A 26,326-nucleotide genomic window follows, 5' to 3' on the forward strand; every position below is an offset into this window, starting at 1 on the left:
TCGGGTCCACGGCGGCGAACCGACGACGGCACGATGACGTTCCGTTGACGGATCGGCAACGCGTGGCTATAGAGCCCCCATCGCCGACGGACGCGCACCCTGCGATCGTCGGCTTCGCCATTGCCCGAACAACCTGCACGCGATCCACCGACACTCAAGCCCGCGGGCTCGTCGCGATCGCCTCAAACGTGACGAGGATGCCCCATGGCCAACACCGTGTCGGCCAAGAAAATGACCCGCAAGATTGCGAAGCGCACCGCGGTCAACCGCTCGCGTCGCAGCCGTATGCGCACCTTCGTCCGCAAGGTCGAGGAGGCCATCGCCGCCGGTGATCAGTCCAACGCACTGACCGCCCTCCGCGCCGCCGAGCCCGAGATCATGCGGGCCGCTCAGCACGGCATCGTGCACAAGAACAACGCCTCTCGGAAGGTCTCGCGCCTCGCCGCGCGGGTGAAGGCGCTCGCCGCCTAAATCCCTCTTCCCGAAGAGACGCGAAAAAGCCCGGCAGCGATGCCGGGCTTTTTTCGTTTCGGCCCGCCGATCCGCGAAGCCAGGTCGTGCTCAACCACGGTCACCTGCAGCCGATGCGCGGATGTTGAGCTGAGCGCGACAGAGACTTCGCCAATGGCGCGTCGAACTCCCGAATCAGGACAGTTCTGGTGACGAGGCGTTAACGCTAATCGAAATCTGTTTGGTTGCGACCCGTCGAGGGCGAGTGTAGCTTAACGATGTGTCACGATGAACCAACAAATACTCCAGACTGCCGAGTCCAAGGCGAATCATCCACAAGGTGGGAGCGTCGCCTGGACTCGGGACCGGAAGCCCGCGTCGGAATTGCTGCAATTTTTGCTGTCCCCATAAGTCCCGTTGTTAGGAGAACCGTAGCTTATTGTTGATAGGCTTGCTTCATCGACAAAAGCCACCCCAGAGGCAGTTGACTCTGGCCCGGCATTATGGGTCTCGCGAATGCCTCGCGGGGCGCAACGTCAGTCAAGTGTGCGTACGTACCGGTGGCGGCCCTCCGCTCTCGGCACGAGGAGAGCGATGATGCATGTCGACGGAAGCGTGTCCGGCAATGCCGAGATGGGCATGAGCGGCGTGAGCGGTCCCGATACGGTGGCCGCCTGGGCCCGGGTGAAGCGCCGCCTGCGGGCGGAGCTGGGCGAGGACGTGTTCGCAAGCTGGTTCGCCCGCCTCGAACTGGTGGAGGTCCTGGACGGAACCGCCCGCCTCACGGTGCCCACCCGATTCCTGAAGAGTTGGATCGAGTCCCACTACCTCGACCGGGTGCTGACCACGTTCCGCAGTGAGGTCGAGACGGTGTCGCGCCTCGACGTCTCGGTGCGCGGTCCCTCCGCCGCGGCCCGCCCCGTCCCGAGCGCTCCGAAGACGGCGAGCAGCGCCGCGAGCCCCCTCGCCCGCCTCCAGGCCGCCGGCTCGGCAATGCCGTCCCACGGGGACGCCATGAGCCTCTCCGACGGCGAGTCGGCTCAGGCCCCGCGCGGCGAGGCCGGCGGTGACCTGAACGGCGCCCCCCTCGACAACCGCCTGACCTTCGCGAGCTTCGTTGTCGGTCGCTCCAATGCCCTCGCCCACGCCGCGGCCGAGCGCGTCGCCCGCCACGACGGCCAGGGCGCTCTCTACAACCCGCTCTACTTCCATGCCGGCGTTGGCCTGGGGAAGACCCACCTCCTCCACGGCATCGGCCACGCCGCCCGGGAATCCGGCCGCCGGGTGATCTATCTCACCGCCGACCGCTTCATGTACGGCTTCGTCAACGCCCTGAAGACCCAGAACGCGCTCGCCTTCAAGGAGCGTCTGCGCGCGATCGACCTCCTCATCCTCGACGACGTCCAGTTCATCCAGGGCAAGTCGATCCAGGCGGAATTCGGCCACACCATCAACGCGCTGATCGATGCCGGCCGCCAGGTGGTGGTCGCTTCGGACCGTCCGCCCACCGAGCTCGAAGCCCTGGAGGAGCGCGTGCGCTCGCGCCTGGCCGGCGGCCTCGTGGTGGAGATCGGCAGCCTCGACGAGCAGCTGCGCGCCTCGATCCTGTCGGCGCGCTTGGCGGCCGTCCAGGTCTCGCATCCGAACTTCGAAGTCTCGCCCACGGTGGCCACCTACGTCGCCCGGGCGATCACGGCCAATGGCCGCGACCTCGAGGGCGCTGTGAACCGGCTCCTGGCCCACGCCACCCTCACGGGCACGGCGGTGACCATGGAGACCGCCGAGACCGCGATCCGCGATCTCGTCAAGAACCGCGAGCCCAAGCGCATCAAGATCGAGGACATCCAGAAGCTGGTGGCCTCGCGCTACAACGTCTCGCGCTCCGACATCCTGTCCGAGCGGCGCACCGCCGCGGTGGTCAAGCCGCGCCAGATCGCGATGTACCTCTCGAAGGTGCTCACCCTGCGCTCGTTGCCCGAGATCGGCCGCCGCTTCGGCGGGCGCGATCACACCACGGTGCTGCACGCCGTGCGCAAGATCGACAAGCTGATCGGCGAGGACAACGTGCTGAACGACGAGGTCGAGCTCCTGAAGCGCATGCTCCAGGATTGATGGTCCCCGGGGCGTCGCGGCGTGCCGCGACGCCCCGAATCCTCTACGGGATAGCCGGCCTCTCGCACTTGCGTTCCCCGGGAGGCTTCGCCAAGTTCAGCGGCCACGGTGCCAGGGTGCCCGCAGGGCCGGAGCGCGTCGAACGCGCACCTCCCGGCGGCGCCCGATGAGAGACCACGAGTTCAGACCATGAGAGTCACTGTCGAGCGTGCGGCCCTTCTTCGGTCGCTCGGCCACGTGCACCGCGTGGTGGAGCGGCGGAATACGATCCCGATCCTCTCCAACGTGCTCCTGCGCTGCCATGCCGACGGCCTTGAGCTGAAGGCGACCGACCTCGACATCGAGGTGACGGAGACGATCCCGGCCGAGGTGGTCGATGCCGGCGCCACCACGGTGCCCGCGCACGTCATCTACGACATCGTCCGCAAGCTGCCCGACGGCGCCCAGGTCTCCCTGGAGACCAGCGGCGAGACCGGGCAGATGACGATCCGCTCCGGCCGCTCGCGCTTCTCCCTCGGTGCCTTGCCCGAGGGCGATTTCCCCGACCTCGCGGCCGGCGAACTGCCGACCCACTTCGTGATCGCGGCCTCCGACCTCAAGCGCCTGATCGAGAAGACGCAGTTCGCGATCTCGACCGAAGAGACGCGCTACTACCTCAACGGCATCTACCTCCACACCATCGAGGTGGAGGGCGCGCTGCGCATGCGCGGCGTCGCCACCGATGGCCACCGCCTGGCGCGGGTCGAGATCGAGGCGCCCGAGGGCAGCCGCGACATGCCGGGCATCATCGTACCCCGCAAGGCGGTCTCCGAGATCATCAAGCTCGTAGAGGATGGCGGCGAGAGCGTCGAGATCGACCTGTCGCCGGCCAAGATCCGCTTCAAGTTCGCCAGCGGCGTGGTGCTGATCTCGAAGCTGATCGACGGCACCTTCCCGGATTACCAGCGCGTCATCCCCTCCGGGAACGACAAGTTCCTCACGGTCGAGCGCGACGTCTTCGCCAAGGCCGTCGACCGCGTCTCGACGATCTCCTCGGAGCGCGGACGGGCCGTGAAGCTCGCCGTGCAGGAGGGCCGCCTCGCCCTCTCGGTCAACAACCCGGATTCCGGCAGCGCGACCGAGGAGCTCGACGTCGATTACGACGCGCCGGCCCTCGATATCGGCTTCAACGCCCGCTACCTTCTCGACATCACGAGCCAGCTCGAGGGCGACACCGCCCTGTTCAAGCTCGCCGATCCGGGTTCGCCGACCCTGATCCAGGATCGTGAGGGCGCGGCCGCCCTCTACGTCCTGATGCCGATGCGGGTCTGATCGGTGCATCGCGCCCTCGCGGCGCGAGACAGGCCCGGGCCGATCGGCTAAAGCCTGACGGGTGCGCCTCACCCGTCTGATCTGTCGCGATTTCCGCAATCACGCCGACCTCGACCTCGCGGTCGACCGCCGCTTCGTCGCCCTGGTCGGTGAGAACGGGGCCGGCAAGACCAACCTCCTCGAAGCGATCTCGCTGTTCTCGCCGGGCCGCGGCCTGCGTCGGGCCGATCTCGCCGCGATGCCGCGCAGCGGCGGCCCTGGCGGTTTTGCCGTCTCGATGACCCTGGCGGGGGACGAGACCGAGCACCGGATCGGCACCGGCTACGAGCCGCCCGGCTTCGACGGACGCGCCGCCCGCCTCTGCCGGATCGACGGCGCCACCGCGCCCTCCCCCGTGGCCTTCTCGGAATTCCTGCGGGTGGTCTGGCTGACCCCGGACCTCGACGGCCTGTTCCGCGGTCCCGCCGGCGAGCGACGCCGCTTCCTCGACCGCCTCGTTCTCGCGGTGGATGCGAGCCACGGCGCCCGCGTCAACGCGATGGAGCGCGCCCTGCGCTCGCGCAACCGGCTGCTCGACGAGCGGCCCAACGATGGCCAGTGGCTCGACGCGATCGAGCGCGAGGTGGCCGAACTCGGCGTCGCCGTCGCGCTGGCCCGGCGCGAGACCGCGGAGCGCCTGGATCGGTTGATCGCCGAGACCCGCGACGATACCCAGCCCTTTCCCTGGGCCGGACTGCGCCTGGAGGGCGACCTCGACGACCTCGTGGCGGTCTGGCCCGCGATCGAGGCCGAGGACCGCTTCCGCATGGCCCTGCGCCAGGGCCGCAGCCGCGACCGCGCCGCCGGGCGCACCCTCAGCGGGCCGCAGACTAGCGACCTCGTGGTCCGCCACGGGCCGAAGGACGTTCCCGCCGCCACCGCCTCCACCGGCGAGCAGAAGGCGCTTCTCATCGGCCTCGTGCTCGCCCATGCCCGCCTGGTTCAAGCCATGAGCGGCCTGGCGCCCGTGATCCTGCTGGACGAGGTCGCGGCCCATCTCGATCCGCGCCGGCGCGCCGGACTCTTCGATGCCCTCGAAGCCCTTCAGGGACAGGTCTGGATGACGGGGGCCGACCCGGCCCTGTTCGGCGAGCTGGACGGGCGGGCAGATATGGTCAAGGTCGCGGACGGGCGGATCGTGTCGCGCTGATGGCCCAATGACGTCTGCGCGTCAGGCGAGCGCTCGCGGGATGTCGTCTGCTCGACGTCGTTGCCGATGAAGACAGGGGAAGCGGCAGACCTCGGCGCCTGCCGCTTCGACCGGGCCTTGTTTCCTGCTGCAGATCGCATCCGCTCCGCGAGCGACGGCCGGCGCGCCCGATCCCGTGCACCAGCGCCCGCCGCACCGTCTCGGACGTGCCGACCTAGGCCCGCGCCGCCAGCTTGATCGCAAGGTGATTGACCTCCTCGCTTCGGATGGCCAGAGGCGTTAAGCCGATCCCCGGAAAGGCCCGCCGGCCGGTTCGGCGCGGCGAGCGTATTGCCGACACACCGGGGCCCTAAGCCGCCCGCCCGTCCGTTCACCGCTAGGCCAGGATGCCCATGACAAGCCGCCTCGACGAGGCTCGCGCCGCGTTGAAGACCACCTTCGGCTATGACGATTTCCGGCCCGGCCAGGATGAGGTGATCGGCGCCGTCCTCGACGGGACCGACGTCTTCGCCGTGATGCCCACCGGCTCCGGCAAGTCGATGACCTACCAGCTGCCGGCCCTGGTGGAATCCTCGCTGACGGTGGTGGTCTCGCCCCTCATCGCGCTGATGCACGATCAGGTGCAGCAGATGCTCGGCTTCGGCGTCGCCGCCGCGACCCTGAACTCCTCGGTGGCGGAGGCGACCTCCCGCGAGACCTGGCGGCAGATCCGGTCCGGCGACCTGCGCCTGCTCTTCGTCTCGCCCGAGCGCCTGATGATGGAGGGCCTGATGGATGCCCTGCGGGGCGCCGGCGTGCGGCGGCTTGCCGTGGACGAGGCCCACTGCGTCTCGCAGTGGGGTCACGACTTCCGGCCGGAATACCGGGATCTCGCCCGGGCCCGCGAAGCCCTCGGCAACGTCCAGACCGTGGCGCTCACCGCCACCGCCGACAAGGCGACCCGGGCCGACATCACCGAGCGGCTGTTCCCGGCGGGCCGCGAGCTCAAGGCCTTCGTCCATTCCTTCGACAGGCCGAACATCCGCCTGACCTTCACGCCGAAGGACAACCCGACCCGCCAGATCGAGCGGTTCCTGCGCCACCGCCGCTCCGAGAGCGGGATCATCTACTGCTCGTCGCGCAAGCGCACCGAGCAACTGGCCGAGACCCTGGCCAAGGACGGCTTCAACGCCCTGCCCTACCATGCCGGTCTCGACCAGGGCACGCGGATGCGGAACCAGGACACCTTCCTGCAGGAGGACGGTGTCGTGATGACCGCCACCGTCGCCTTCGGCATGGGCATCAACAAGCCCGACGTGCGCTTCGTCTGCCACGCCGACATGCCCTCCAACGTCGAGGGCTACTACCAGGAGATCGGCCGCGCCGGCCGCGACGGCCTGCCCGCCGACACCCTGACCATCTACGGTCTCGACGACATGGCCCTGCGCCGTCGCCAGATCGACGAGAGGGAGGTGCCGGACGAGCGCCGGCGCGTGGAACGGCGTAAGCTGGAAGCCATGATCGCCCTCTGCGAGGGCGCGACCTGCCGGCGTCAGTCCCTGCTCGGATATTTCGGCGAGGCGAGCGAGCCCTGCGGCCGCTGCGATCTCTGCCGCAGCGGCGTCTCGCTCATCGACGCGACGGTGCCGGCCCAGAAGCTGCTCTCGGCCATCGTGCGCACCGGCCAGCGCTTCGGCGCGGCCTATGTCTGCGACGTGGTGCACGGGAAGGAATCCGACCCGATCCGGCGCAACGGACACACGGCACTGAAGACCTTCGGAGTCGGCGCCGACAAGCCCATCGCGGCCTGGCGCGCGATGCTGCGCCAGCTCTTCGCCGCCGGGGCCGTGACCGAGAATGGCGACGGGTTCGGGGGGCTCTCGCTCACGGACAAGGGTGAGGCGATCCTGTTCGGCCGCGAGGCCATCCAGATGCGTCCCGACCCCGAGCCGAAGGTGGCCGAGTCGCGCGATCGGAAGCGCGGAGCCGCCCGCGAGGACGCGAGCCTCGACCTCGATCCCGCCACCGAGGCCCTGTTCCAGCACCTGCGCGGCCTGCGGGCCACCATCGCCCGGGCCGAGGGCATCGCCGCCTTCATGGTGTTCCCCGACCGGACCTTGATCGAGATGGCACGCACCAAGCCCGTCGACCTCTACGCCCTGCGCACCGTCCACGGCGTCGGCGAGCGCAAGCGCGAGGCCTACGGCGAACGCTTCGTCGCGGCGGTGGCCGATTTCCTGTCCCACGCGCCGGCCGTCCGGTAGGACGTCGCGTGACGGCCGCGCCGTCGCCGCCCTGATGCGCTTTCGCACTCGTCTATCCGGATCGCCATCGTGTAGGGACGGGCGCGGCTAGCGGCCGCCAGCTTCGAATTGGACGGGTCCCCATCATCACGCCCTCAGATCCGCCCGCTCCGGCCGCCCGTCAGGTCTTCTACATGCCGGGCTTCGATCCCCGCGAACCCGAGACCTATTGGGGTCTGTTCCGGCGGGAAGCCCGGCTGACGGCCGTCCGGCGCGGAATGGCGATCACGGTCGGCGATCCGAAGCGGAGCGCGGACGGGCTCGCCGTCGACTGGCGCGTCGACCTCGACGGACACACGACGCACTTCACGCTGCTGCGCTGGGACGACATCGTCGCGGCCCGGTTCCCCCGCGCCAACGGCCGCCGCCTGCTCGAGGTGCCGGCCCTGTGGTGGCGCCTGATCCGCTCCGGCTATCTCCGTCCCTTCCGGCGTGAGGCCCGGCGCTTCGCCCGGGTCATCCTCGGGGTCCACCTGATCTACCTGTTCCTGGTCGTGCTGAGCCTCGGCGTCGCGGCGGCGGCCGTCGACCTGGTGCCCGGCCTGTCCGGGTTCTGGAAGATCCTGGCGGTGCCCGTGCTGGCCTACGGAATCCTGGCGCTGCTCATGCGGGCGACCCGCGGCAAGCCGTTCTACGTGGCGCACCTCGTCGACGACACCGCCTTCACCCACGATCACGCCAGCGGCGCCGACACCCGGATGCGCGCCCGTCTCGACGCCTTCGCGTCGATCATCCGGGGCGCCGAGGGCCAGGCGTCCGAGATCGTGGTGATCGGCCATTCCTCGTCGAGCTTCCTCGGGCTCGAGGCCCTCGACCGGGTGCTCGTAGCCGATCCCGAATTCGGCCGGCGCGGCACGCCGGTCTCCTTCGTGAGCATCGGCAGCGTCATCCCGTGGATCACCCTCGATCCCCGCGCCACGGAGACCCGCGGCGCCCTGGCCCGCGTGGCGGCGAGCGACGCGATCCGCTGGCTCGACGTCCGGGCCAAGTGGGACTGGCTCTCGGTGCACCAGCGCAATCCGCTCAGCGCCTCGAAGCTGCCGGCGCCCCTCGTCCATCGCCCCGTCGCGATTCACGTCCGGATCGAGGACCTGATCGAGAAGCGCATCATCGCCCGGCGCAAATGGAACCTGTTCCGGATGCACTTCCAGCTGCTGATGTCGAGCCGCGACCCGGAGGCCTTCGACTACGTCGCCTTCGTGGCCGGTGCCGAACCCGTCCACGCCCTGATCCGGCGCTGGCGGGACGTGACGGAGCAGCCCAAAGGGCGTTTCATCGCCGAAAGCCCGGAGGATTAGGGCTTCGGATCGGGCTCGATCCACGATCGCGTGTTGCCAGGGCGCGGCGTTCCGCTTTAGAGCCGTCACGCACGGCCGGACCCGGACGGGGGCCGTGCCGAGAGGGTCGCATGTTCCGCAACGATGTTCCGATCACCCCCGAACTGGTCCGCCAGCACGGCCTGACGCCGGACGAGTTCGAGCGCTTCCGTGGCTTGATCGGGCGCGACCCGACCCTGACCGAGCTCGGCATTGTCTCGGCGATGTGGAACGAGCACTGCTCCTACAAGTCCTCCCGCAAGCACCTGCGCGGCCTGCCGACCTCGGCACCCTGGGTGATCCAGGGACCCGGCGAGAATGCCGGCGTCATCGATATCGGTGACGGGCTCGCCTGCGTCTTCAAGATGGAAAGCCACAACCACCCGAGCTTCATCGAGCCCTACCAGGGCGCGACGACCGGCGTCGGCGGCATCCTGCGCGACGTCTTCACGATGGGCGCGCGTCCGATCGCGGCCCTGAACGCGCTTCGCTTCGGCTCACCGGACCATCCGCGCACCCACCACCTCGTCTCCGGGGTGGTCGCGGGCATCGGCGGTTACGGCAATTCCTTCGGCGTGCCGACGGTGGGCGGCGCCATGGGCTTCCACCCGCGCTACGACGGCAACATCCTCGTCAACGCCATGGCGGTGGGCCTCGCCCGCACCGACGGGATCTTCTACGCGGCCGCCACGGGCGTGGGCAATCCGATCGTCTATCTCGGCTCCAAGACCGGCCGCGACGGCATCCACGGTGCCACCATGGCGTCGGCCGAGTTCGACGACGCCTCCGAGTCGAAGCGCCCCACCGTGCAGGTCGGCGACCCCTTCGCCGAGAAGCTGCTGCTGGAGGCCTGCCTCGAGCTGATGGCCTCGGGTGCCGTGATCGCGATCCAGGACATGGGCGCCGCCGGCCTCACCTGCTCGGCCGTCGAGATGGGCGCCAAGGGCGACCTCGGCGTCGAGCTCCACATCGAGAAGGTGCCCGCCCGCGAAGCCGGCATGACCGCCTACGAGATGATGCTGTCCGAGAGCCAGGAGCGCATGCTCATGGTGCTCAAGCCCGGCATGGAGGCCGAGGCCGAGGCGATCTTCGTGAAGTGGGGCCTCGACTTCGCGATCATCGGGCACACCACCGACACGCTCCGCTTCGTCGTGAAGCATGACGGCGTCGTCATGGCCGACCTGCCGATCAAGGAGCTCGGCGACGAGGCGCCCCTCTACGACCGGCCTCACATCGCCAACACGCACCAGCCGGTGCTCGCCGCCGCCGACGTGCCCGAGACCGTGGGCAGCGCCGAGGCGCTGAAGCGCCTCGTGGGCTCGCCCGACCTCTCGTCGAAGCGCTGGGTCTACGAGCAGTACGACCACTTCATCGGCGGCAACACCGTGCAGAAGCCAGGCGGCGACGCCGCCATCGTGCGGGTCGAGGACGGCCCGCGCGGGCTCGCGATGACGGCCGACGTCACCCCGCGCTACTGCGAGGCCGATCCGGTGGAGGGCGGCAAGCAGGCCGTGGCCGAGGCCTGGCGCAACATCACCGCGGTCGGTGGACGGCCCCTCGCCATCACCGACAACCTCAACTTCGGCAACCCGGAGAAGCCCGAGGTGATGGGCCAGCTCGTCGGCTGCCTAAAGGGCATCGGCGAGGCCTGCAAGGCCCTCGACTTTCCCGTCGTCTCGGGGAACGTCTCGCTCTACAACGAGACCAACGGCGTCGGCATCCTGCCCACCCCCACCATCGGCGGCGTCGGCGTGCTCGACGACGTGACGCGCCACGCCACGCTGAACTTCAAGCGCGCCGGCGATGTCCTCGTCCTGATCGGCGAGACCGCCGGCTGGCTCGGGCAGTCGGTCTACCTGTCGGTGATCGCCGGGCGCGAGGACGGGGCTCCGCCCCCGGTGGATCTGGCCGTCGAGCGCCGCAACGGCGACTTCGTGCGCGGGCTCATCACCTCAGGCCTCGTCGACACCGTCCACGACCTGTCCGACGGCGGCCTCGCCGTGGCGCTGGCCGAGATGGCGATGGCGGGTGGGATCGGCGCGGCCCTTCCCGAGGTGCCCCAGGGGGTGCCGACCCACGCCTACCTCTTCGGCGAGGATCAGGCCCGCTACCTGCTGGCGGTCGACCCCGAGACCGCGCCGGACCTGCTCTACAGCGCCTCCGCCCAGGGCATCCCGGCAGCGGTGATCGGCGTGACGGGCAACGACCATTTGACCCTGCCGCAGGGCGAGACCATATCGGTGGCCGAATTGCGCGAGACGCATGAGGGCTGGCTGCCGGCCTACATGGCGAGCCAGCCGGCCGGCGTCCCGGCCTGAAGCCCCCCTACCCGATCGTCAGGAGCCAACCCGATGCCGATGGATGCGCGCGAGATCGAGGCGATGATCCGAGAGGCGCTGCCCGACGCCCGGATCGAGATCAAGGATCTGGCCGGGGACGGCGATCATTACGCCGCCACGGTCCTGTCCTGGGCGTTCAAGGGAAAGACCCGGGTCGCCCAGCACCAGATGGTCTACGGCGCGCTCCAGGGTCGGATGGGGGGCGTGCTGCACGCGCTTGCGCTCACCACCGGCGTCCCGCAGGATTGAGGCCTCCGCGGAGGCGGATCGCATGGACCAGCCGAGCCTCTACGACGACGACATCGTGACCTGGGCCGAGCAGCAGGCCTCGACCCTGCGCGCCCTCGCCCGCAGGCCAGACCTCTCGAACATCCTCGATTGGGAGAACGTCGCCGAGGAGATCGAGAGCGTGGGCCGGTCCCAGATCAGCGCCGTGGAGCAGCAACTCCTTCAAACCCTCATCCATGTCCTGAAATACATGTCCGCGCCGCGTGCGCAGTCGACCCGATCGTGGCGGGTCGAGGTGATCGCATTCCATGCCGCCGCACGCCGGGCCTACGCGCCGGGCATGCGGCGACGGATCGACTGGGATTGGATCTGGAAGACCGCCCGCCTTCAGGCGGAGGCGTCGCTCCAGATGTACGACGATCATCTGGTTGCGGGCTTGCCCGACAGGATGCCGTTCACCCCGGACGAACTCGTCGCCGAGAGCTTCACGATGGATTGGGCGCTCGAACGCTTGGCCGCGACCTTGAACAGGCCGACCGACCATCATTAGATCAGCATCACATCTCAGAGGACCGACACCATGAGCGACGTCAACACCGCGATCGAGAACGAGATCAAGTCCCAGGACGTGGTCGTCTTCATGAAGGGCACGCCGCAATTCCCGATGTGCGGCTTCTCGGGCCAGGTCGTGCAGATCCTCAACTACCTGGAAGTGCCGTTCAAGGGCGTGAACGTCCTCGACGACATGGCGATCCGCGACGGCATCAAGGCCTTCTCCAACTGGCCGACTATTCCGCAGATCTACGTGAAGGGCGAGTTCGTCGGCGGCTGCGACATCACCCGCGAGATGTTCCAGTCGGGCGAGCTGCACCAGTTCCTGTCCGAGAAGGGCATTCCCGTCAAGGCGCCGACCGCCGCCTGAGGCGCGTCACGCCTGCGGGACGGAATCAGGGCGCGCAAGCGCCCTTTTTCCTGTCCGAAGGGGCGAAGAACCGAACATCCCCCCGGGTCCGGCCGTTGAGTTTCGGACACGTCAGACCGGGGAGCGGCACGACATGCGCGACGTCATCATCGTCGGCGGCGGCCCGGCAGGCCTCAACGCGGCACTCATCCTCGGCCGCTGCCGCCGCGACGTTCTCCTCTGCGATGCCGGCCACCCGCGCAACGCGGTCACGCCGCGGAGCTGGGGCGTCTTCACCCGGGACGGCACGCCGCCCCTGGAGCTGCGCGCGCAGGCCGAGGCCGATCTGGCGCGCTACCCGACGGTGGAGCGCCGGGCAATCAAGGTCACCGAGGCCCGGGGCCAGGACGACGGCTTCTCCGTCATCCTCGCCGACGGAACCCACGAGACGACGCGCAAGCTGGTCCTGGCGACGGGCCTGCACCAGGCCCTGCCCTCGGTGGAGGGCTTCGACCACTACTGGGGCCACGGCGTCCATTCCTGCCCCTATTGCGACGGCTACGAGAATCGGGACCGGCCCCTCGTGGTCTACGCCCATGGCGACGCGGCCAAGGGCATGGCCCTCGAGGTGACCGTCTGGAGCGACGACGTCACCCTCTGTACCGATGCTCAGCCGACCACGCTCTCCGACCGCGATCGCGCGCGCCTGACCCGCCACGGCGTCCGCATCGTCGAGACACCGATCCGGCGCCTGGAGGGGGACGGGCGCCAGCCGCAGCGCCTCACCTTCGCAGACGGGACGAGCTTGCCCTGCCACGCCGTGTTCCTGATGCCGATGCCGTGCGAGCCGTCCGAGCTCATCACGCAGCTCGGCTGCGACCTCACCCGAAAGGGCGTGGTGCCGACCGGCGAGTACGAGAGCACGAACGTGCCCGGCCTGTTCGTCGCCGGGGACGCCTCCCGCCGGGTGCAATTCGCCGTCGTGGCCGCCGCCGAGGGCGCCATGGCGGCCTTCGCGGTGAACACCGAACTCCTGCGCGAGGACGTCGCCTGACCGACGGCGCCGGAGTGACGTACCGCCCCCGACCTCTACAAGCCCCCCTGCCGAGCCCGGAGCCCGACACGATGACCCTGCGCGTCCACCCGCATACGCCCCGCGTCGCCGTTCCCTGCCGCTGCGAACTCGGCGAGGAGGCGACCTGGGATGCGCGCTCGGAAACGCTCACCTGGGTGGATGTCGAGACCCCGACGATCTGGCGCCACCATCCCGCGAGCGGGACGACTCAGCATTTTCCGCAGGACGAGAAGCTGGGCTTCGCTCTCCTCACCGAAGATCCCGACACCGTGCTCGCCGGTTTCGAATCCGGGGTCGTGCTGCTCCATCTGGAGAGCGGCCGGCGGACGCCGCTGGTGACGCCCGACGATCATCACGCGGGCAACCGGCTCAACAGCGGCCATGTCGGGCCGGACGGCGCCCTCTACTTCAGCACCATGGACGATGCGGAGGCGGAGCCCACCGGGACTTTCCACCGCTGGCACGGTGGGCGCCTCGATGCCTTCGGCGGCCGCGTCGCGGTGTCGAATGGTCCGGTGGTCACGGCCGACGGCAGCCGGATCTACACCGCGGACACCGCCGAGGGGGTCATCCGGGTCCATTCCATCGCGGAAGACCGCATCGGACCGGCACAGCCCTTCGCGGTCTTCGAATCCGATTGGGGCAAGCCGGACGGCCTGACGGTGGATGCCGCGGGGTATCTCTGGGTCTGCCACTACGGCGGTTCGCGCATCACCCGCTTCGACCCGGCGGGGGCGATCGAGCGCGTCGTGCCGGTGCCCACCGAACTGGTCACCAAGTGCGCCTTCGGCGGACCGGACCTGACCACCCTGTTCGTGACGACCGCCCTGCGCGGGCGTGACCCCGTCGCGGACCCGATGGCCGGGCATCTCCTGGCCGTCGAGACCGACATCGCGGGCCTGCCGGCGGCGATCTATCGGGATGCGCGAACACTGTAATCAGGTGCGCTTCCGCACCGAGTTAACCTTCGACGGGGGGCAGAGGTGAATTAACGGTAAATAATCGCGCCCTTTTGGAACTTATTGCCGTTGTCCACATTATCTGCCAATGACGGGTCCTGCGGCTCCCTCCGGGGGCCATTCAGGACCTCGGGTCCGGTGACCGCCATGCCAGTGTTCGAAGCCAAGAACCTTGATTCCGACTTCGAAGGCTTCGCCTTCCTGACGTCGATCCTGCACCCGTCGGCGGAGGCGCAGACGCGCGCCCTGACACACGGTCGCAATCGCGCCGCGCGCGGTTCGATGATGGCGGACCCGCTGACGGTCGAGCCGCGCTTCCCGGTTCGGCATCCCGAGACCGAGATCGAAGCCCAGGCGTCCTGAACGGGACGCCCCAGAGGCATCGCAGTCGTTCGGGCATCACCACGTCTGCGGCGTGATGGTTCCCTGCTTGGTGACGACGACCCAGGTCTTGCCGCGCCGCTCGATACTCTCGATGCGTCCGACACCCGGAACGGTGTCACCGGGACCGACCTCGACGAGCCGTCGCTTGCGATCCTCCAGAACCGCCACGCCATCATAGACCTCGCGCACGGCCCAGCCTTCGGCCGGTGACGGCTTCGGCTTGTCCGGAATCGCACCCGTCTCGGTGGGCTCGGGGGCGGCCGGCTTGGCGGCCTGGGGCGCGACGACGGGGGACGGAGCCGGGGCCGCGGCGCGCTTCTCGATCTGCGCGGTCAGTGCCGCGAGGCGGGCGCTCTGGTCCTTCTCAGCCTGCTCGAGACGATCGCCGGTGGCAGCGAGCTTCGTGGCCAGGGTCTGCTCGGTGCGTCCGAGACGCTCCGCGAGAGTCGTATGACGCGCCTTGGCCTCCGTGCGGGCGGCCTCGGCGGTGTCCTGGAGTTGCGCGAGGCCCTTGGCCAGGCGCTCGACCTGACGGTCGGATTCGGTGCGGCCGATTTCGATCTGATGACGGATCTGCGCCAGGGTCTCGCGACCGTCCGTCGCGCGCGGGGCCGCCAGGCTCATCGCTCCGGCGCCCACGAGTGCACCGAGGCCCAAACTTGCAGCGGCAAGCGCCAGGATGCGTGGCTCGGCACGGAGCCTCGCGGTCCAGGACGCGCTTTCGGCGACCGACGGCGCCGTGGCCTTCCCGGCCGAGGCGCGGGCCCCGAGAATCGCCTGCTTGAGCAGGGTTTCGGGCGAGGCATCCGCCGACGCCGCGAGGACCTTATCCGTCATGACCAATGCTTCCTGATGGGGCAGGAAGCATTGGTTAAGCCTGTTTCTTTACGAAACCGTTACCCTGTTTTCAGTCAGTCCCGTGCTCAGGCCGCCAGCCCCCGCTGGCGCAGCAGCGGATCGATGCTGGGCAGCCGTCCCCGGAAGGCGGTGTAGGCCTCGCTCGGGTCGCGCAGGTTGCCGGCGCCATAGACGAACTGGCGCAGGCGGGCCGCCGTCTCGGGGTGAAAGATGTCTCCGGCCTCGCGGAAGGCGTCGAACGCGTCCGCATCGAGCACTTCCGACCAGAGATAGCTGTAGTAGCCGGCCGCATAGCCGTCGCCCGAGAAGATATGCGCGAAATGCGGCGTCCGGTGCCGCATCGCGATCTCGGCCGGCATGGCGATGCGCTTGAGGGCGTCCGCCTCGAAAGCCGCGACGTCGAGGCCCTCCTCACCGCCGCTCGACAGGTGCAGCGTCATGTCGACGATGGCCGACGCGGTGTACTCGATGGTGGCGAAGCCCTGGTTGAAGGTCCGGGCGGCCAGCAGGCGCTTGAGCAGGTCTTCGGGCATCGGCTCGCCGGTGCGGTAATGCCGCGCATGCTTGCGCAGCACTTCCGGCTGTTCGAGCCAGTGCTCGTAGAGCTGCGACGGCAACTCGACAAAGTCGCCCGGAACCGCGGTGCCGGCCAGCAGCGGATAGGTCACGTCCGAGAGAAGGCCGTGCAGGGCATGGCCGAACTCGTGGAACAGCGTCCGGGCATCGTCGAAGGAGAGCAGGGTCGCCTCGCCCGCCGGTGCCTTGGCGAAGTTCATCACGTTGACGATGATCGGCTTGATGTCGCCGTTGAGCCGCTCCTGCGTGCGGAAGGCGCTCATCCAGGCGCCGCTGCGCTTCGAGGCCCGGGCGAAGTAATCGCCGAGGAACAGTCCGACCTCGGAACCATCCGCGTTGCGCACGGCCCAGGCGCGCACGTCCGGATGGTAGCGCGGCACGTCGGCCAGTTCCTCGAAGCGCAGGCCGAAGAGGCGCTCCGCCGTATCGAAGGCCGCCGCGATGACGCCGTCGAGGGGCAGGTACGGCTTGATCTCGCTCTCGTCGAGGTCGTGCTCGGCCCGGCGCAGCTTCTCGGCGTAGTGGCGCCAGTCGTGCTTGGCGAGATCGAAGTTGTGGCCCTCTGCCTGGACCAGCGCCTGCAGCCGGTCCCGCTCGGTGGCGGCCTGGTGGTGCGCCGGGGTCCAGACGTTGCGCAGGAGATCCATCGCCCGGTCGGGCGAGCCCGCCATCGTGTCCGAGAGCTTGAAATGGGCGAAGCTGTCGTAGCCCAGCAGGCGGGCTCGCTCCGCCCGCAGCGCGACGATCTCCGCGATGATGCCGCGGTTGTCGGTGGCGCCGCCGCTCTCGCCGCGACGGGTCCAGGCCTCGTAGGCCTTCTCACGCAGGTCCCGGCGGGTGGAGAAGACGAGGAACGGCTCGATCAGCGAGCGGGACAGGGTGATGACGTGGCCGTGTGCGCTGCCCCGCTCCCGGGCCGCCGCGGCCGCGGCTGCGCGGAGGAAGGGCGGCAGCCCGGCAAGGTCGTCCTCGGTCTCGAGGGGCAGGGCGAAACTGCTCTCGTCGGCGAGCAGGTTTTGGCTGAACGTCGTGCCGAGCTCGGCCATCCGGGCGGCGATCTCCGCCATCCGATCCTTGGCCTCGGGTGCGAGGTCGGCGCCCGAGCGGCGGAAGCGGGTCCGGTAGCGGTCGAGGACGCGGCGTTCCTCCGGTCCGAGCTGCTCAGCCTCGGGATCCACCGCGGAGATGCGGGCCCAGAGGGCGGCATTGAGATAGATCGCGCTGCCGTGGCGGGCGAGGCGGGGGGTGATGGCCCGCTCGACGGCCTGCAGCTCGGGATTGGTGTGGCTTCCGCTGAGGTTGAAGAACACCGAGGCGACGCGGTCGAGGTCGTGTCCGGCCCGCTCGAGGGCGCCGACCGTGTTGGCGAAGGTCGGCGGCGCAGTGTCCGCCGCGATCGCGTCGATTTCGGCACGATGATGCGCCAGCGCCGCTTCGAAGGCCGGGAGGTAATGGGCGGGCGCGATCTGCTCGAACGGCGGCAGGCCGTGGGGCGTCGACCAGGCCGGGTCGGCGAAGGGGCCGATCTCCACGGGAGCGGCAGCGGTCTCGGGAGCCATCGCCTGGGAAGCGTCGGGCGTGCCAGTGGTCATTCGCGTTCCTTCGTGCGGTTCATCGCGCGTCGCGCCGCAACGTAAGCACGCTGGCGCGAAGCGCAAAGGCGCGCCTGCGCTGGCGGGCGACACGGTGCCGGTTTCGTCTCCGGGTGACCCGGCGGTTGCTCCTTGTGAACTCGCAGAGCCTCTCGACCGTTACAGGCCGTCCGAACGCTCGGATCAGATGGGATTCGGACCAGATGGAAAACGCGATGCGCCACCGCCCCACCTCTCGTCTCGTCGGGGCCGCGACCCTGGTGCTCGCCGGCGCGCTTGGCCCGACGGGTGCCTGCTGGGCGCAGGAGAAGGGCGTGCCCTCGGATGCGACGGCGATCCCGATGCCGCCGCCGGCGCCCCCGCCCCGCCCGGCGGAACTCGCGACGCCGGCCCAGGCCGAAGCGCCGCGCCCGCCCGAACGACCGGCCGAGCTGTCTCCCCCCACCGAGACGGCCAGGACGCGCGAAGCCGAGCCGGTGAAGCCGGCGGACGGCGCGGAGATCCCGGCGCCGCCCCCACGGCCCGCCGAACTCTCGACCCCTGCCCTGGCCATCACCGTGGCACCCGTGGACGACAGCGCCTGCCGACGCCGCCTGGAGCACCTCGGCGCCCGCTTCGAGCCGCTGCCGGCCCTGGCGAACGGCCAATGCGGGGCGGCCAAGCCCCTCAAGGTCACGGCGCTGGCCGACGACCTCGCCCTGGTGCCGCCGGTGACCCTCGTCTGCGAGGCCGCCGAATCCCTCGCCCGCTGGGCGACGGAGGCGCAGGTGGCCGCCGAGCGCGACCTCGGCCAGCCGCTGAAGGGGTTGACGATCGGGACCTCCTACGAATGCCGGGGCCAGAACCACGATCCCGATGCCAAGCTCAGCGAGCACAGTTTCGCCAACGGCGTCGACGTGATGGGCTTCACCTTCGCCAACCGCCCGGCGGTTTCGGTGCTGGCCGCGCCGGAGGGAACGCCGGAGGCGACCTTCCTCACCGCGGTGCGTGGCCGGGCCTGTGCCTTCTTCCGGACGGTCCTCGGCCCGGGCTCGGATGCGGCGCACGCCAACCACCTCCACCTCGACGAGCGGCAGCGGAATGCCGGGCACCGCCTGTGTCAGTGAGGGGCGGAACGCCATCCGGTCCAGCGCGCTTACTTGTGCGACATCAAGCAGATAGCCCGGGAGATCTTCGGTGATCAGGTATCCTTCGACACGGATTGGCGGCGGTCTGGCCGCCCTCGCCCTGGTCGCCCTGTCGGGCGGCGCCCAGGCCGAGACGAAGGACAAGGCGGAGTCCCCCGCCCTGACGCGCGAGGCCGTCGAATCCGCAGCCTTGGCGCCGACGGGGGATGCCGCCAAGACGGACGCCAGGGGCGGTGAGAAGACCGACGCCAAGGGCGGAGCCGCGAAGAAGGGGGCCGCGAAGACGTCGGACGAGGCCGAGTCGAAGGGCGAGGCCGCCAAGCGCAGCGGCACCAAGCGGCCGGAGGCGGCGCTCGTGAAGGCGCAGGTCCTCCTGGACCGGGCTCATTTCTCGCCCGGCGCCATCGACGGTCGGGACGGCGACAACCTGCGCGGCGCCCTGGCGGCCTTCGCCACCGCCAACGGCCTGAAGGCCGAGACGGAAATCGAGCCGGACCTCGCCGACAAGCTCCAGGCGACGAGCCACGATCCGGTGCTGACCGAGTACACCGTGACGGAGGCCGACGCGGCCGGCCCCTTCGTGGAGAAAATGCCGGCGAAGATGGAGGACCAGGCCGATCTCGACGCCCTCGGCTATACCAGCCCGCGCGAGATGCTGGCCGAGCGCTTCCACATGGCCCCGGATCTCCTGAGCGCGCTCAATCCCGATGCGGATTTCGGCAAGGCCGGTACGATGATCCTGGTGGCGGCGGTGAAGCCGCTGGAGACCGGCAAGCCGACGGCGGAGGAGAAGGCCGCGAAGAAGCAGGCCCAGAACGCCACCAAGCAGGACTCCACCAAGCGGGAAGCGGACAAGCCGGAAACCGGCAAGGACGCGGGTACCAAAGCGGCCGGAAAGGAGGCCCGGCGCGACGAAGGCAAGCCCGCGGAGGCGAAGGAGTCCGGCGGCGAGGCCAGCGATCCGACGGAGCGCGACACGAAGACCGTGACCCGCATCGAGGTCGACAAGGAGAGTCGCAACGTGCGGGCCTTCGACACGGACGGCAAGCTCGTCGCGTTCTATCCCGCCTCGATCGGCAGCGAGGAGAAGCCGGCGCCGTCCGGCGAGGCGAAGGTCGAGGGCGTCGCCTACGCGCCGACCTACACCTACAATCCGAAGTATCAATTCGCCGGCGTGAAGGCGAAGACCAAGTTCACCATTCCCCCCGGCCCCAACAACCCGGTCGGCGTGGTCTGGATCGATCTCTCGATCCCCTCCTACGGCATCCATGGGACACCGGAGCCGGAGAAGGTCGGCAAGACCGAATCCCACGGCTGCATCCGCCTGACGAACTGGGATGCGCGCGATCTCGCCAATCGTGTCAGCCGCGGCGCTCAGGTGGTATTCAAGGACGAATAGCGCGCCACCCGGCGACGGCGGCCAGCAGGGCGGCGTCGGCCAGGAAGGCCAGGGCGGCGGTGGCGGCGGTGCCCTGGAGCATCGCCACGGTGTTCTGGTTCTGCAGGCCGGCCACGATGGGCGTGCCGAGGGTCGAGGCGCCCGCCAGGGCGCCGACCGCGGCGGTGGCGATGGCGAGCACCACGGCGGTGCGCAGGGTCTCGACGATAGCGGGGGCGGCCAGGGGCAGTTCGATCCGGGCCAGGATCTGGAGCCTGGTCAGGCCGATCGCCCGTCCGGCCTCGCGGACCTCCGGCGGCACCCCCGTGATGGCGCCCGCCGTCCCCCGCAGGACCGGCATGATCCCGTAGGCGACGAGGGCGAGCAGCGTCGGGGGACCGCCGAAACCGAGGACCGGCAGGGCGAGCGCGACCACGACCACGGGCGGTACCGCCTGGGCGGCGGCCGCAAGTCCGTCGATCGCCGGCCGCCAGGGTTCGGCGAAGCGGCGCGTGACCAGGATGCCGAGGCCGATTCCGAGGACGGCCACGAGGGCGAGTCCGATCCCGGCCAGGGCGAGGTGGGCCCGCGTCAGGTCAAGGAGACGCTCCACCGACAGGGGACGCCGTGCGGGATCTCCCAGGGACTCAGTGATCCAGCGGGCGACCGTGGGATGGCTGGCTCCGGCGAGGGCGAGGCCCGTGAGCGCGAAGCCGAGGGGCGCGGACATCCGCGATCGTCTCATGCGTGCCACCGCCGCCGCGCGGCAGCCTCCAACCGGCTCAGTCCGCGCTCGGTCAGCAGCGAGAGCACCACGACGGGAATCGCCCCGAGGAGGATCAGGTCGGGCGCGAACTGAGCCATCCCGTCGAAGACGATGCGGCCGAGGCCGCCGGCCCCCACCAACGCGCCGAGGGTGGCGAGGCCGAGGCCCTGGACGGCCGCGACCCGCACGGCCCCGACGAGGATCGGCGCTCCGATCGGCAGGCGGACCCGCACCAGGACCTGTCCGGGCGAGAGGCCAAGGGCCTCGGCGGCCTGGAGGGTGTCGTCGTCGGGCGCCCGCAGGGCCAAGCTCAGCCCGCGCCAGAGCGGCAGGGCCAAGTAGGCGGCGATGGCGACGATGGCCGGTACGGGGCCCAGCGCCGAGAGACCGAGTTCCCGCAGGGCCGGGACGGCGCGGAGGAGGCCCGACATCACGGCGACCATCGCACCGAGCAGCGCGACCGCGGGCACGACCTGGAGCCCGCCGAGGATCAGGGCCACCAGTCCCTGCCCCCGCCGGAACAGCGCGAGCCCGACCGCGAGGAGCCCCGCGAGGACCAGGGCCGCACCCGCGAGGGCGATGTGCTCTCCGATCGCTGCGTTCACCGTCGCGCGCCGCGCCGCGTACTCGACCGCGAGCGACAGGGCATCGAGGGCGCCGGCCCACCCGAGGCCGACGAGTGCGAGGATCAGGCCGAGACCCGTCGCGAGGCCGAGCCCCGGTTGCCGAGAGCGCCGAACGGCAAGGCCCAGGGCGCCGGCGAGGAGGGTCAGGCCGAGCCAGGACCCCGAACCGAGACCGGCCCGCGCGGCCGACGGGAGTTCGGCGAGCGACCGGGCGGCGCCCGTACCGAGGCCGTGGAGGAAGGCCAGGATCGCCGGGAGCAGCAGGAATAGGGCGATCACCGAAGCCGTGCGCCTGCGCGAGACCAGGAGGCCGATCGCGAGAGCGCTCATCCCGAGCACGAGGACGGCGGTTCCGCCGAGTGCTGCGAAGCCGGTCAGGGAATCCCCGAGCGCCAGCCGGTTCCGGGCGATGGTGAGAACCGGCAGCCGGGTCAGCGCGAGGGCCAGCGCACCGAGCCATGCGGTGGCCACGAGTGCCGGCAGGAGACGCCCAATCGAGAGCCCTTGCGGCGTGATGTCCGTCGTCCCCACAATCATGGCAGCAGCCCGTTCTCGGACAGGTATCGGGCCGCCACGGCTTCGGCGACCGCGCCGTCCACGGTGATGCGCGCGTTCAGCCGCCTCAGAGTCTCGGCGTCGAGATGGGTGAAGACGCGCGCCAGGGCGGGTGCGATCTCGGGGTGGCGGGCGAGATCGGCCTCGCGGATCACGGGGGCCACCTCGTAGACGATCTGCGCAGCCAGGGGATCGCTCATCACGGTGAGGTCGAGGGCCGAGAGCGCGCCGTCGGTGCCGTAGACCATGCCGGCATTCACGCCGCTGATCCCCTGCGCGGCCGCCCGCGCCGTGACGGAGGTGTCGCCGCCGGGCAGGCTGATGATGCGATCGAGGGGCAGGGAGAAGCCGTAGGCCGCCTCGAAGGCCGGCAGGGCCGCGGCACTCTCCACGAACTCGGTGGAGGCGGCGAGCCGGATGAGGCCGCGGCGCACGGCTCCGGCGAAGTCGGTCATCGTGGTCAGGTGCTCGCGCCGGGCGAGCGCCCCGTTGACGGCGATCAGCCACGTGTTGTTGGCCGGCGCCCGCGTCAGCCAAGTCAGGCCGCGGGCGGCGTCGAGCCGCCGAATGGTGTCGTAGGCGCCCTGCGGCGACTTCCAGATCGGATCGTTCTCGGTGCCGGAGAAGAAGGCGCCGTTGCCGGTGTATTCGGGATAGATCGAGATCTCGCCGGACAGGAGGCTGTTGCGAACGATCAGGGTCGGCCCGAGCCCGAGCCTGCGCAGGACGGGGAGGTTCAGCCTTTCCAGGACCAGGGCGATCATGGCGCCCGTCAGGGCGCCCTCGGTGTCGCTCTTGGAGGCCACCACGAGCGGGGTCGCGGCTGCGGCCGCGCCGCCGGCCCGCGCGCCGAGGAGGGCGAGCCCAGCGATGGCCGAGCGTCGTGTCCAGTCTCGCGGCCCGTCCGGTTTCGTTAACATAGGTTGTTGGCGTTTCAGGGGCGTCTGCCTACCGGTGGAGCTCGGTGGCACAGAAATGTTTCAGACCGTAACATTGCTGGCCTGCCGACGGCCTTTGACGACGGCCAGGTGCTTGACACGCCCCGCGGAACGGGCGACGGCTCGCTCTATGCCGGGCCGTTCAGCGGGCCTTGCGGTCTCGCTCAGGCCCTGCATCATTCGCATCACGCGAGGCCGGTTGCACACAGTGGGAGCGAACCCCTCAACACCTTCCGCGGAAGGCGTTTTGGAATTCCAAGTCGATCGAAGGGAAGAAGCCCCGGCGTGAGTGCTCAAGTGGACGAAGACCTTCTCAACGGGGCTCGCGTGCTTGTCGTCGAGGACGAGGCTGCGATCTCGATGCTGCTCGAAGACATGCTACTCGATTTCGGTTGCACCGTCGTCGGACCTGCCGCGCGTCTGTCGACCGCCCTCGAGATGGCGCAGAACGAGAGTTTCGAGGTCGCCATCCTCGACGTCAACGTCGCGGGCGAACCGATCTATCCGGTGGCCGAGGCCATCGTGAAGCGCAACCTGCCCATCGTGTTCTCGACGGGCTATGGCGGGGCCGGGATTCGCGAGCCCTTTCGCGAGCGTCCGGTCGTGCAGAAGCCGTTCAGCCAGGCCGATCTCAAGCGGACGCTGATCGCCGCGGTGGCCGCCGCCCGCGCCTGATCTCACCGGATCGGAAAGGCGTCGGCCACGTGCCGGGGCCAGGTCCAGGGTGCGACGAACACCGCGTCCGCCCGGAAGGTCGCCGCGTCCGTGTTCGGATGCCGGCTGATCCAGGCCCGGGCCGCCCGCGAGAAGCGCGCGACCTTGTGCCCGTCGATGGCGCCTTGAGCGGCCGCCAGCGTGCTTCGCGCCTTCACCTCCACGAACGCGATCGTCGCCCCGCGCCGGACGATCAGGTCGATCTCGCCCCCCGCCGCGCGGAAGCGCGCGCCGAGGGGACGGTAGCCCTTGAGCAGCAAGGCGAGGAGCGCGAGGCTCTCGGCGCTGCGGCCCCGGAGCTCGGTGGCGCGTCGGCGCGCGACCGCGCGGACCTCAGGCCTCATCGTCGCGCCGCGCTAGGGCCAACGCGCGGGCATAGACGACCCGCCGGGGCTGGCCGGTCTCCTCCGCCACCAGGGTCGCGGCGTCCTTGATCGAGTGCCGGGCGAGCGCCGCCGTCAGGGCCGCGTCGAGACCCGCATCGGTCTCGGCCGCATCGGGGGCCTCCTCCTGCGTGCCGATGATCACCACCACCTCGCCCTTGGGCGCGCCCTCCTCCGCGTAGAGCGCGGCGAGATCCCCGAGGCTGCCGCGCCGGATGGTCTCGTAGAGCTTGGTCAGCTCGCGGGCGACGGCGGCCGGGCGCGTCGGCCCGAGAACCTCCACGGCGTCGACCAGCATCTCGGGCAGACGATGGGGGGACTCGAACAGCACCACGGTACCGGGGATCCGTCCGAGCGCCTCCAGGCGGTTGCGCCGGGCGCCGGACTTGGCCGGCAGGAAGCCCTCGAAGAAGAACCGGTCGGTGGGCAGGCCCGCGGCCACGATGGCGGTCATCACCGCCGACGGCCCCGGAATGGGCGTGACGCTGAGGCCGGCCTCGATCGCGGCCTGCACCAGCTTGAAGCCGGGATCCGAGACGAGGGGCGTGCCCGCGTCCGAGACCAGGGCCAGGGCCTCGCCGGCCTGCATCCGGGCGATCATCCGCTCGCGCACCGCCGCGTTGGAGTGCTCGTGATAGGCCACCAAGGGCGTGGTGATCCCGTAATGCATCAGCAGCGTGCGGGTGACGCGGGTGTCCTCCGCCAGCACCGCATCGGCGGCGGCGAGCGTCGCCAGGGCGCGGAACGAGACGTCCTTGAGGTTTCCGATCGGAGTCGCCACCACGTGGAGGCCGGGTTCGATCGCCTCGGCTTCGGCGGCGAGGCCGAAGGCCGTGAAGGTGGCGGGCGGGCGGGCGCCGGCCCCCGTCGAGGCCGGGTCGCGCCGCCGCCGGGTCCGCGTGTCGATCTTCTGGGTCATGGCCGGGACCTTGCCACGATCGGGGCCTCGGGCGGAATGCATGGGGCACGTCGGCTCACATTTACTTTTCGCCCTTAGACTGCAAGCGTGGGTCGTCAGCCGGCGACAGGGGGGCCACCGATGACGCGCGCGAACGGGCTGAAATCCGGGCTGGTCGGAATGGCGACCCTGCTCCTGCTCGCCGCCTGCGTCGGGGGACCCGATGGCGGCGGCCGCGTCTCGAACCGGGCCCCCGCGCCCCAGGCCGAAGGGCCGGCAACCGACGCGCCGGTGCCCGCGGCGGGCGGTCGGATCGGCACCGGGTCGGTGAAGGTCGCCCTGGTGGTGCCGCTCTCCGGACCTGGGTCGGCGGTGGGCGCGGCGATGCGCAACGCGGCTGAACTCGCCATCGAGGACTTTCAGAAGCCCGACCTGCAGATCCTGGTCAAGGACGACCGCGGCGCGCCGGACGGCGCGCGCGAGGCGGCCCAGGCCGCCGTGGCGGACGGGGCCGAACTCGTCCTCGGCCCGCTCTTCGCCGCCAACGTCCAGGCCGCGGCTGGTGTGGTGCGCGCGGCGGGCAAGCCCCTCATCGCGTTCTCGACCGATGCCGGCGTCGCGGCCCGCGGCACCTACCTCCTGAGCTTCCTGCCCCAGGCCGAGGTCGATCGGGTCGTCGACGAATCCGTCGCGTCCGGCCGCAAGTCCTTCGCGGCGATGATCCCGGATTCGAGCTACGGCAATGCCGTCGAGGCCCAGTTCCGCGAGGCGGTGGCCCGCAAGGGCGCGCGCCTCGTGGCGATCGAGCGCTATCCCGTCGGCAATCCGGCCCCCGCCATCGGGCGCCTCGGCGGCCTGATCACCGGGCCGGCCGCCCAGGCCGACGCGCTGTTCCTGCCGGACACGCCGGATGGCCTCGCCACCGTCGCGCCGGCCCTGACCAAGGCGGGGTTCGCCCCCGGCCGGGTCCGGCCGATCGGCACCGCCGTCTGGAACGATCCCCGCGTCTTCGCCCTGCCCGCCCTCCAGGGCGGCTGGTTCGCGGCGCCGGACGCCGCCGGCTTCAACGGCTTCTCGCAGCGCTACCAGGCGCGCTTCGGCGCGGTGCCGCCGCGGGTCGCGACCCTCGCCTACGACGCGGTCTCGCTGATGGCGGCCCTGTCGCGCCAGTTCGGCTCGCAGCGCTTCGCCGACACGACGCTCACCAACCCGTCCGGCTTCTCCGGCGTCGACGGGACCTTCCGGTTCCGGCCGGACGGGCCGAGCGACCGGGCCCTGGCGGTCTACGAGATCCGCTCGGGCGCGCCCACCATCGTCAGCCCCGCGCCGCGGACCCTCGGTCCCTCCGGGACCTGATCGTCCGAAACCC

General features: G+C 70.3%; 24 protein-coding genes. 17 read left to right on the forward strand and 7 right to left on the reverse strand.

What is annotated here, in order from left to right:
* Positions 1-204 precede the first annotated feature (204 nt).
* The 13 genes from rpsT (at position 205) to CRT23_RS05345 (ending at position 14,525) form a co-directional block, all read left to right on the forward strand.
* Positions 205-471, forward strand: coding sequence for a 30S ribosomal protein S20 (gene rpsT / locus CRT23_RS05285; RefSeq protein WP_055951936.1), 267 nt, complete (start codon positions 205-207; stop codon positions 469-471).
* A gap of 576 nt (positions 472-1,047) precedes the next feature.
* Entirely contained in the window at positions 1,048-2,562 is a 1,515-nt protein-coding gene (gene dnaA, locus CRT23_RS05290) for a chromosomal replication initiator protein DnaA (protein ID WP_103708931.1), read from the forward strand.
* A gap of 189 nt (positions 2,563-2,751) precedes the next feature.
* The gene (dnaN, locus tag CRT23_RS05295) at positions 2,752-3,873 is read left to right on the forward strand and encodes a DNA polymerase III subunit beta (RefSeq protein ID WP_055951933.1); all 1,122 of its coding nucleotides are present in this window, start codon (positions 2,752-2,754) and stop codon (positions 3,871-3,873) included.
* 61 nt (positions 3,874-3,934) lie between these two features.
* Positions 3,935-5,062, forward strand: coding sequence for a DNA replication/repair protein RecF (gene recF / locus CRT23_RS05300; RefSeq protein WP_103708878.1), 1,128 nt, complete (start codon positions 3,935-3,937; stop codon positions 5,060-5,062).
* A 392-nt stretch (positions 5,063-5,454) separates the two neighbouring features.
* Complete coding sequence (recQ, locus tag CRT23_RS05305) at positions 5,455-7,305, forward strand: DNA helicase RecQ (protein WP_103708879.1); 1,851 nt, start codon at positions 5,455-5,457, stop codon at positions 7,303-7,305.
* A gap of 173 nt (positions 7,306-7,478) precedes the next feature.
* Positions 7,479-8,642 carry a hydrolase gene (locus CRT23_RS05310; protein ID WP_103708880.1) on the forward strand — a complete coding sequence of 388 codons (1,164 nt, stop codon included), beginning with the start codon at positions 7,479-7,481 and terminating at the stop codon, positions 8,640-8,642.
* Between the two features lie 110 nt (positions 8,643-8,752).
* On the forward strand, positions 8,753-10,978 hold the full coding sequence (gene purL / locus CRT23_RS05315) for a phosphoribosylformylglycinamidine synthase subunit PurL (RefSeq protein WP_103708881.1): 2,226 nt from the start codon (positions 8,753-8,755) through the stop codon (positions 10,976-10,978).
* A gap of 33 nt (positions 10,979-11,011) precedes the next feature.
* Positions 11,012-11,248, forward strand: a complete 237-nt coding sequence (locus CRT23_RS05320; RefSeq protein WP_103708882.1) for a BolA family transcriptional regulator — start codon at positions 11,012-11,014, stop codon at positions 11,246-11,248.
* A 22-nt stretch (positions 11,249-11,270) separates the two neighbouring features.
* Positions 11,271-11,777: a DUF29 domain-containing protein gene (locus CRT23_RS05325; RefSeq protein WP_103708883.1), complete on the forward strand. Its 507-nt coding sequence runs from the start codon at positions 11,271-11,273 to the stop codon at positions 11,775-11,777.
* 30 nt (positions 11,778-11,807) lie between these two features.
* Complete coding sequence (gene grxD, locus CRT23_RS05330; protein ID WP_055951908.1) at positions 11,808-12,149, forward strand: Grx4 family monothiol glutaredoxin; 342 nt, start codon at positions 11,808-11,810, stop codon at positions 12,147-12,149.
* 133 nt (positions 12,150-12,282) lie between these two features.
* Positions 12,283-13,182, forward strand: a complete 900-nt coding sequence (locus CRT23_RS05335) for an NAD(P)/FAD-dependent oxidoreductase (protein WP_103708884.1) — start codon at positions 12,283-12,285, stop codon at positions 13,180-13,182.
* A 71-nt stretch (positions 13,183-13,253) separates the two neighbouring features.
* Positions 13,254-14,141, forward strand: a complete 888-nt coding sequence (locus tag CRT23_RS05340; protein WP_103708885.1) for an SMP-30/gluconolactonase/LRE family protein — start codon at positions 13,254-13,256, stop codon at positions 14,139-14,141.
* 168 nt (positions 14,142-14,309) lie between these two features.
* Positions 14,310-14,525 (forward strand): hypothetical protein, encoded by a 216-nt coding sequence (locus CRT23_RS05345; RefSeq protein WP_055953631.1) that lies wholly within the window; start codon positions 14,310-14,312, stop codon positions 14,523-14,525.
* A 36-nt stretch (positions 14,526-14,561) separates the two neighbouring features.
* On the opposite strand, the gene CRT23_RS05350 is transcribed toward CRT23_RS05345, so the two are convergent.
* Both CRT23_RS05350 and CRT23_RS05355 read right to left on the reverse strand, forming a co-directional pair.
* Positions 14,562-15,383 (reverse strand): hypothetical protein, encoded by an 822-nt coding sequence (locus CRT23_RS05350; protein WP_103708886.1) that lies wholly within the window; start codon positions 15,381-15,383, stop codon positions 14,562-14,564.
* An 86-nt stretch (positions 15,384-15,469) separates the two neighbouring features.
* Positions 15,470-17,539 carry a M3 family metallopeptidase gene (locus CRT23_RS05355; protein WP_103708932.1) on the reverse strand — a complete coding sequence of 690 codons (2,070 nt, stop codon included), beginning with the start codon at positions 17,537-17,539 and terminating at the stop codon, positions 15,470-15,472.
* Positions 17,540-17,913: 374 nt separating this feature from the next.
* Here CRT23_RS05355 and CRT23_RS05360 point away from each other — a divergent pair, with 374 nt between their 5' ends.
* Positions 17,914-18,678, forward strand: coding sequence for an extensin family protein (locus CRT23_RS05360; RefSeq protein ID WP_245435984.1), 765 nt, complete (start codon positions 17,914-17,916; stop codon positions 18,676-18,678).
* 70 nt (positions 18,679-18,748) lie between these two features.
* Entirely contained in the window at positions 18,749-20,098 is a 1,350-nt protein-coding gene (locus CRT23_RS29045) for a L,D-transpeptidase (RefSeq protein ID WP_245435977.1), read from the forward strand.
* Here CRT23_RS29045 and CRT23_RS05370 read toward each other — a convergent pair.
* The 3 genes from CRT23_RS05370 to CRT23_RS05380 are packed head-to-tail and all read right to left on the reverse strand — an operon-like array spanning position 20,085 to position 22,944.
* Positions 20,085-20,807 carry an ABC transporter permease subunit gene (locus CRT23_RS05370; protein ID WP_103708887.1) on the reverse strand — a complete coding sequence of 241 codons (723 nt, stop codon included), beginning with the start codon at positions 20,805-20,807 and terminating at the stop codon, positions 20,085-20,087. The two genes, CRT23_RS29045 and CRT23_RS05370, sit on opposite strands and share 14 nt — an antisense overlap.
* An 11-nt stretch (positions 20,808-20,818) precedes the next feature.
* Complete coding sequence (locus tag CRT23_RS05375) at positions 20,819-22,006, reverse strand: ABC transporter permease subunit (protein WP_103708888.1); 1,188 nt, start codon at positions 22,004-22,006, stop codon at positions 20,819-20,821.
* Positions 22,003-22,944 (reverse strand): glycine betaine ABC transporter substrate-binding protein, encoded by a 942-nt coding sequence (locus CRT23_RS05380; RefSeq protein WP_103708889.1) that lies wholly within the window; start codon positions 22,942-22,944, stop codon positions 22,003-22,005. The genes CRT23_RS05375 and CRT23_RS05380 overlap by 4 nt, the downstream gene beginning before the upstream one ends.
* Positions 22,945-23,247: 303 nt before the next feature.
* On the opposite strand from CRT23_RS05380, the gene CRT23_RS05385 reads away from it, so the two are divergent.
* Positions 23,248-23,637 (forward strand): response regulator, encoded by a 390-nt coding sequence (locus CRT23_RS05385; protein WP_055951890.1) that lies wholly within the window; start codon positions 23,248-23,250, stop codon positions 23,635-23,637.
* Positions 23,638-23,639: 2 nt separating this feature from the next.
* Here the strand turns inward: CRT23_RS05385 and CRT23_RS05390 are convergent, their stop codons facing one another.
* Together CRT23_RS05390 and rsmI are read right to left on the reverse strand one after the other, a co-directional pair.
* Positions 23,640-24,020 (reverse strand): YraN family protein, encoded by a 381-nt coding sequence (locus CRT23_RS05390; protein ID WP_103708890.1) that lies wholly within the window; start codon positions 24,018-24,020, stop codon positions 23,640-23,642.
* Complete coding sequence (gene rsmI, locus CRT23_RS05395) at positions 24,010-24,978, reverse strand: 16S rRNA (cytidine(1402)-2'-O)-methyltransferase (protein ID WP_103708935.1); 969 nt, start codon at positions 24,976-24,978, stop codon at positions 24,010-24,012. Before rsmI ends, CRT23_RS05390 begins: the two co-directional genes overlap by 11 nt.
* A 120-nt stretch (positions 24,979-25,098) precedes the next feature.
* Here rsmI and CRT23_RS05400 point away from each other — a divergent pair, with 120 nt between their 5' ends.
* Positions 25,099-26,313 carry a penicillin-binding protein activator gene (locus CRT23_RS05400; protein WP_103708891.1) on the forward strand — a complete coding sequence of 405 codons (1,215 nt, stop codon included), beginning with the start codon at positions 25,099-25,101 and terminating at the stop codon, positions 26,311-26,313.
* The last annotated feature ends 13 nt before the right edge of the window (positions 26,314-26,326 follow it).

Source organism: Methylobacterium sp. V23 (genome assembly GCF_002917135.1).
GTDB lineage: Bacteria > Pseudomonadota > Alphaproteobacteria > Rhizobiales > Beijerinckiaceae > Methylobacterium.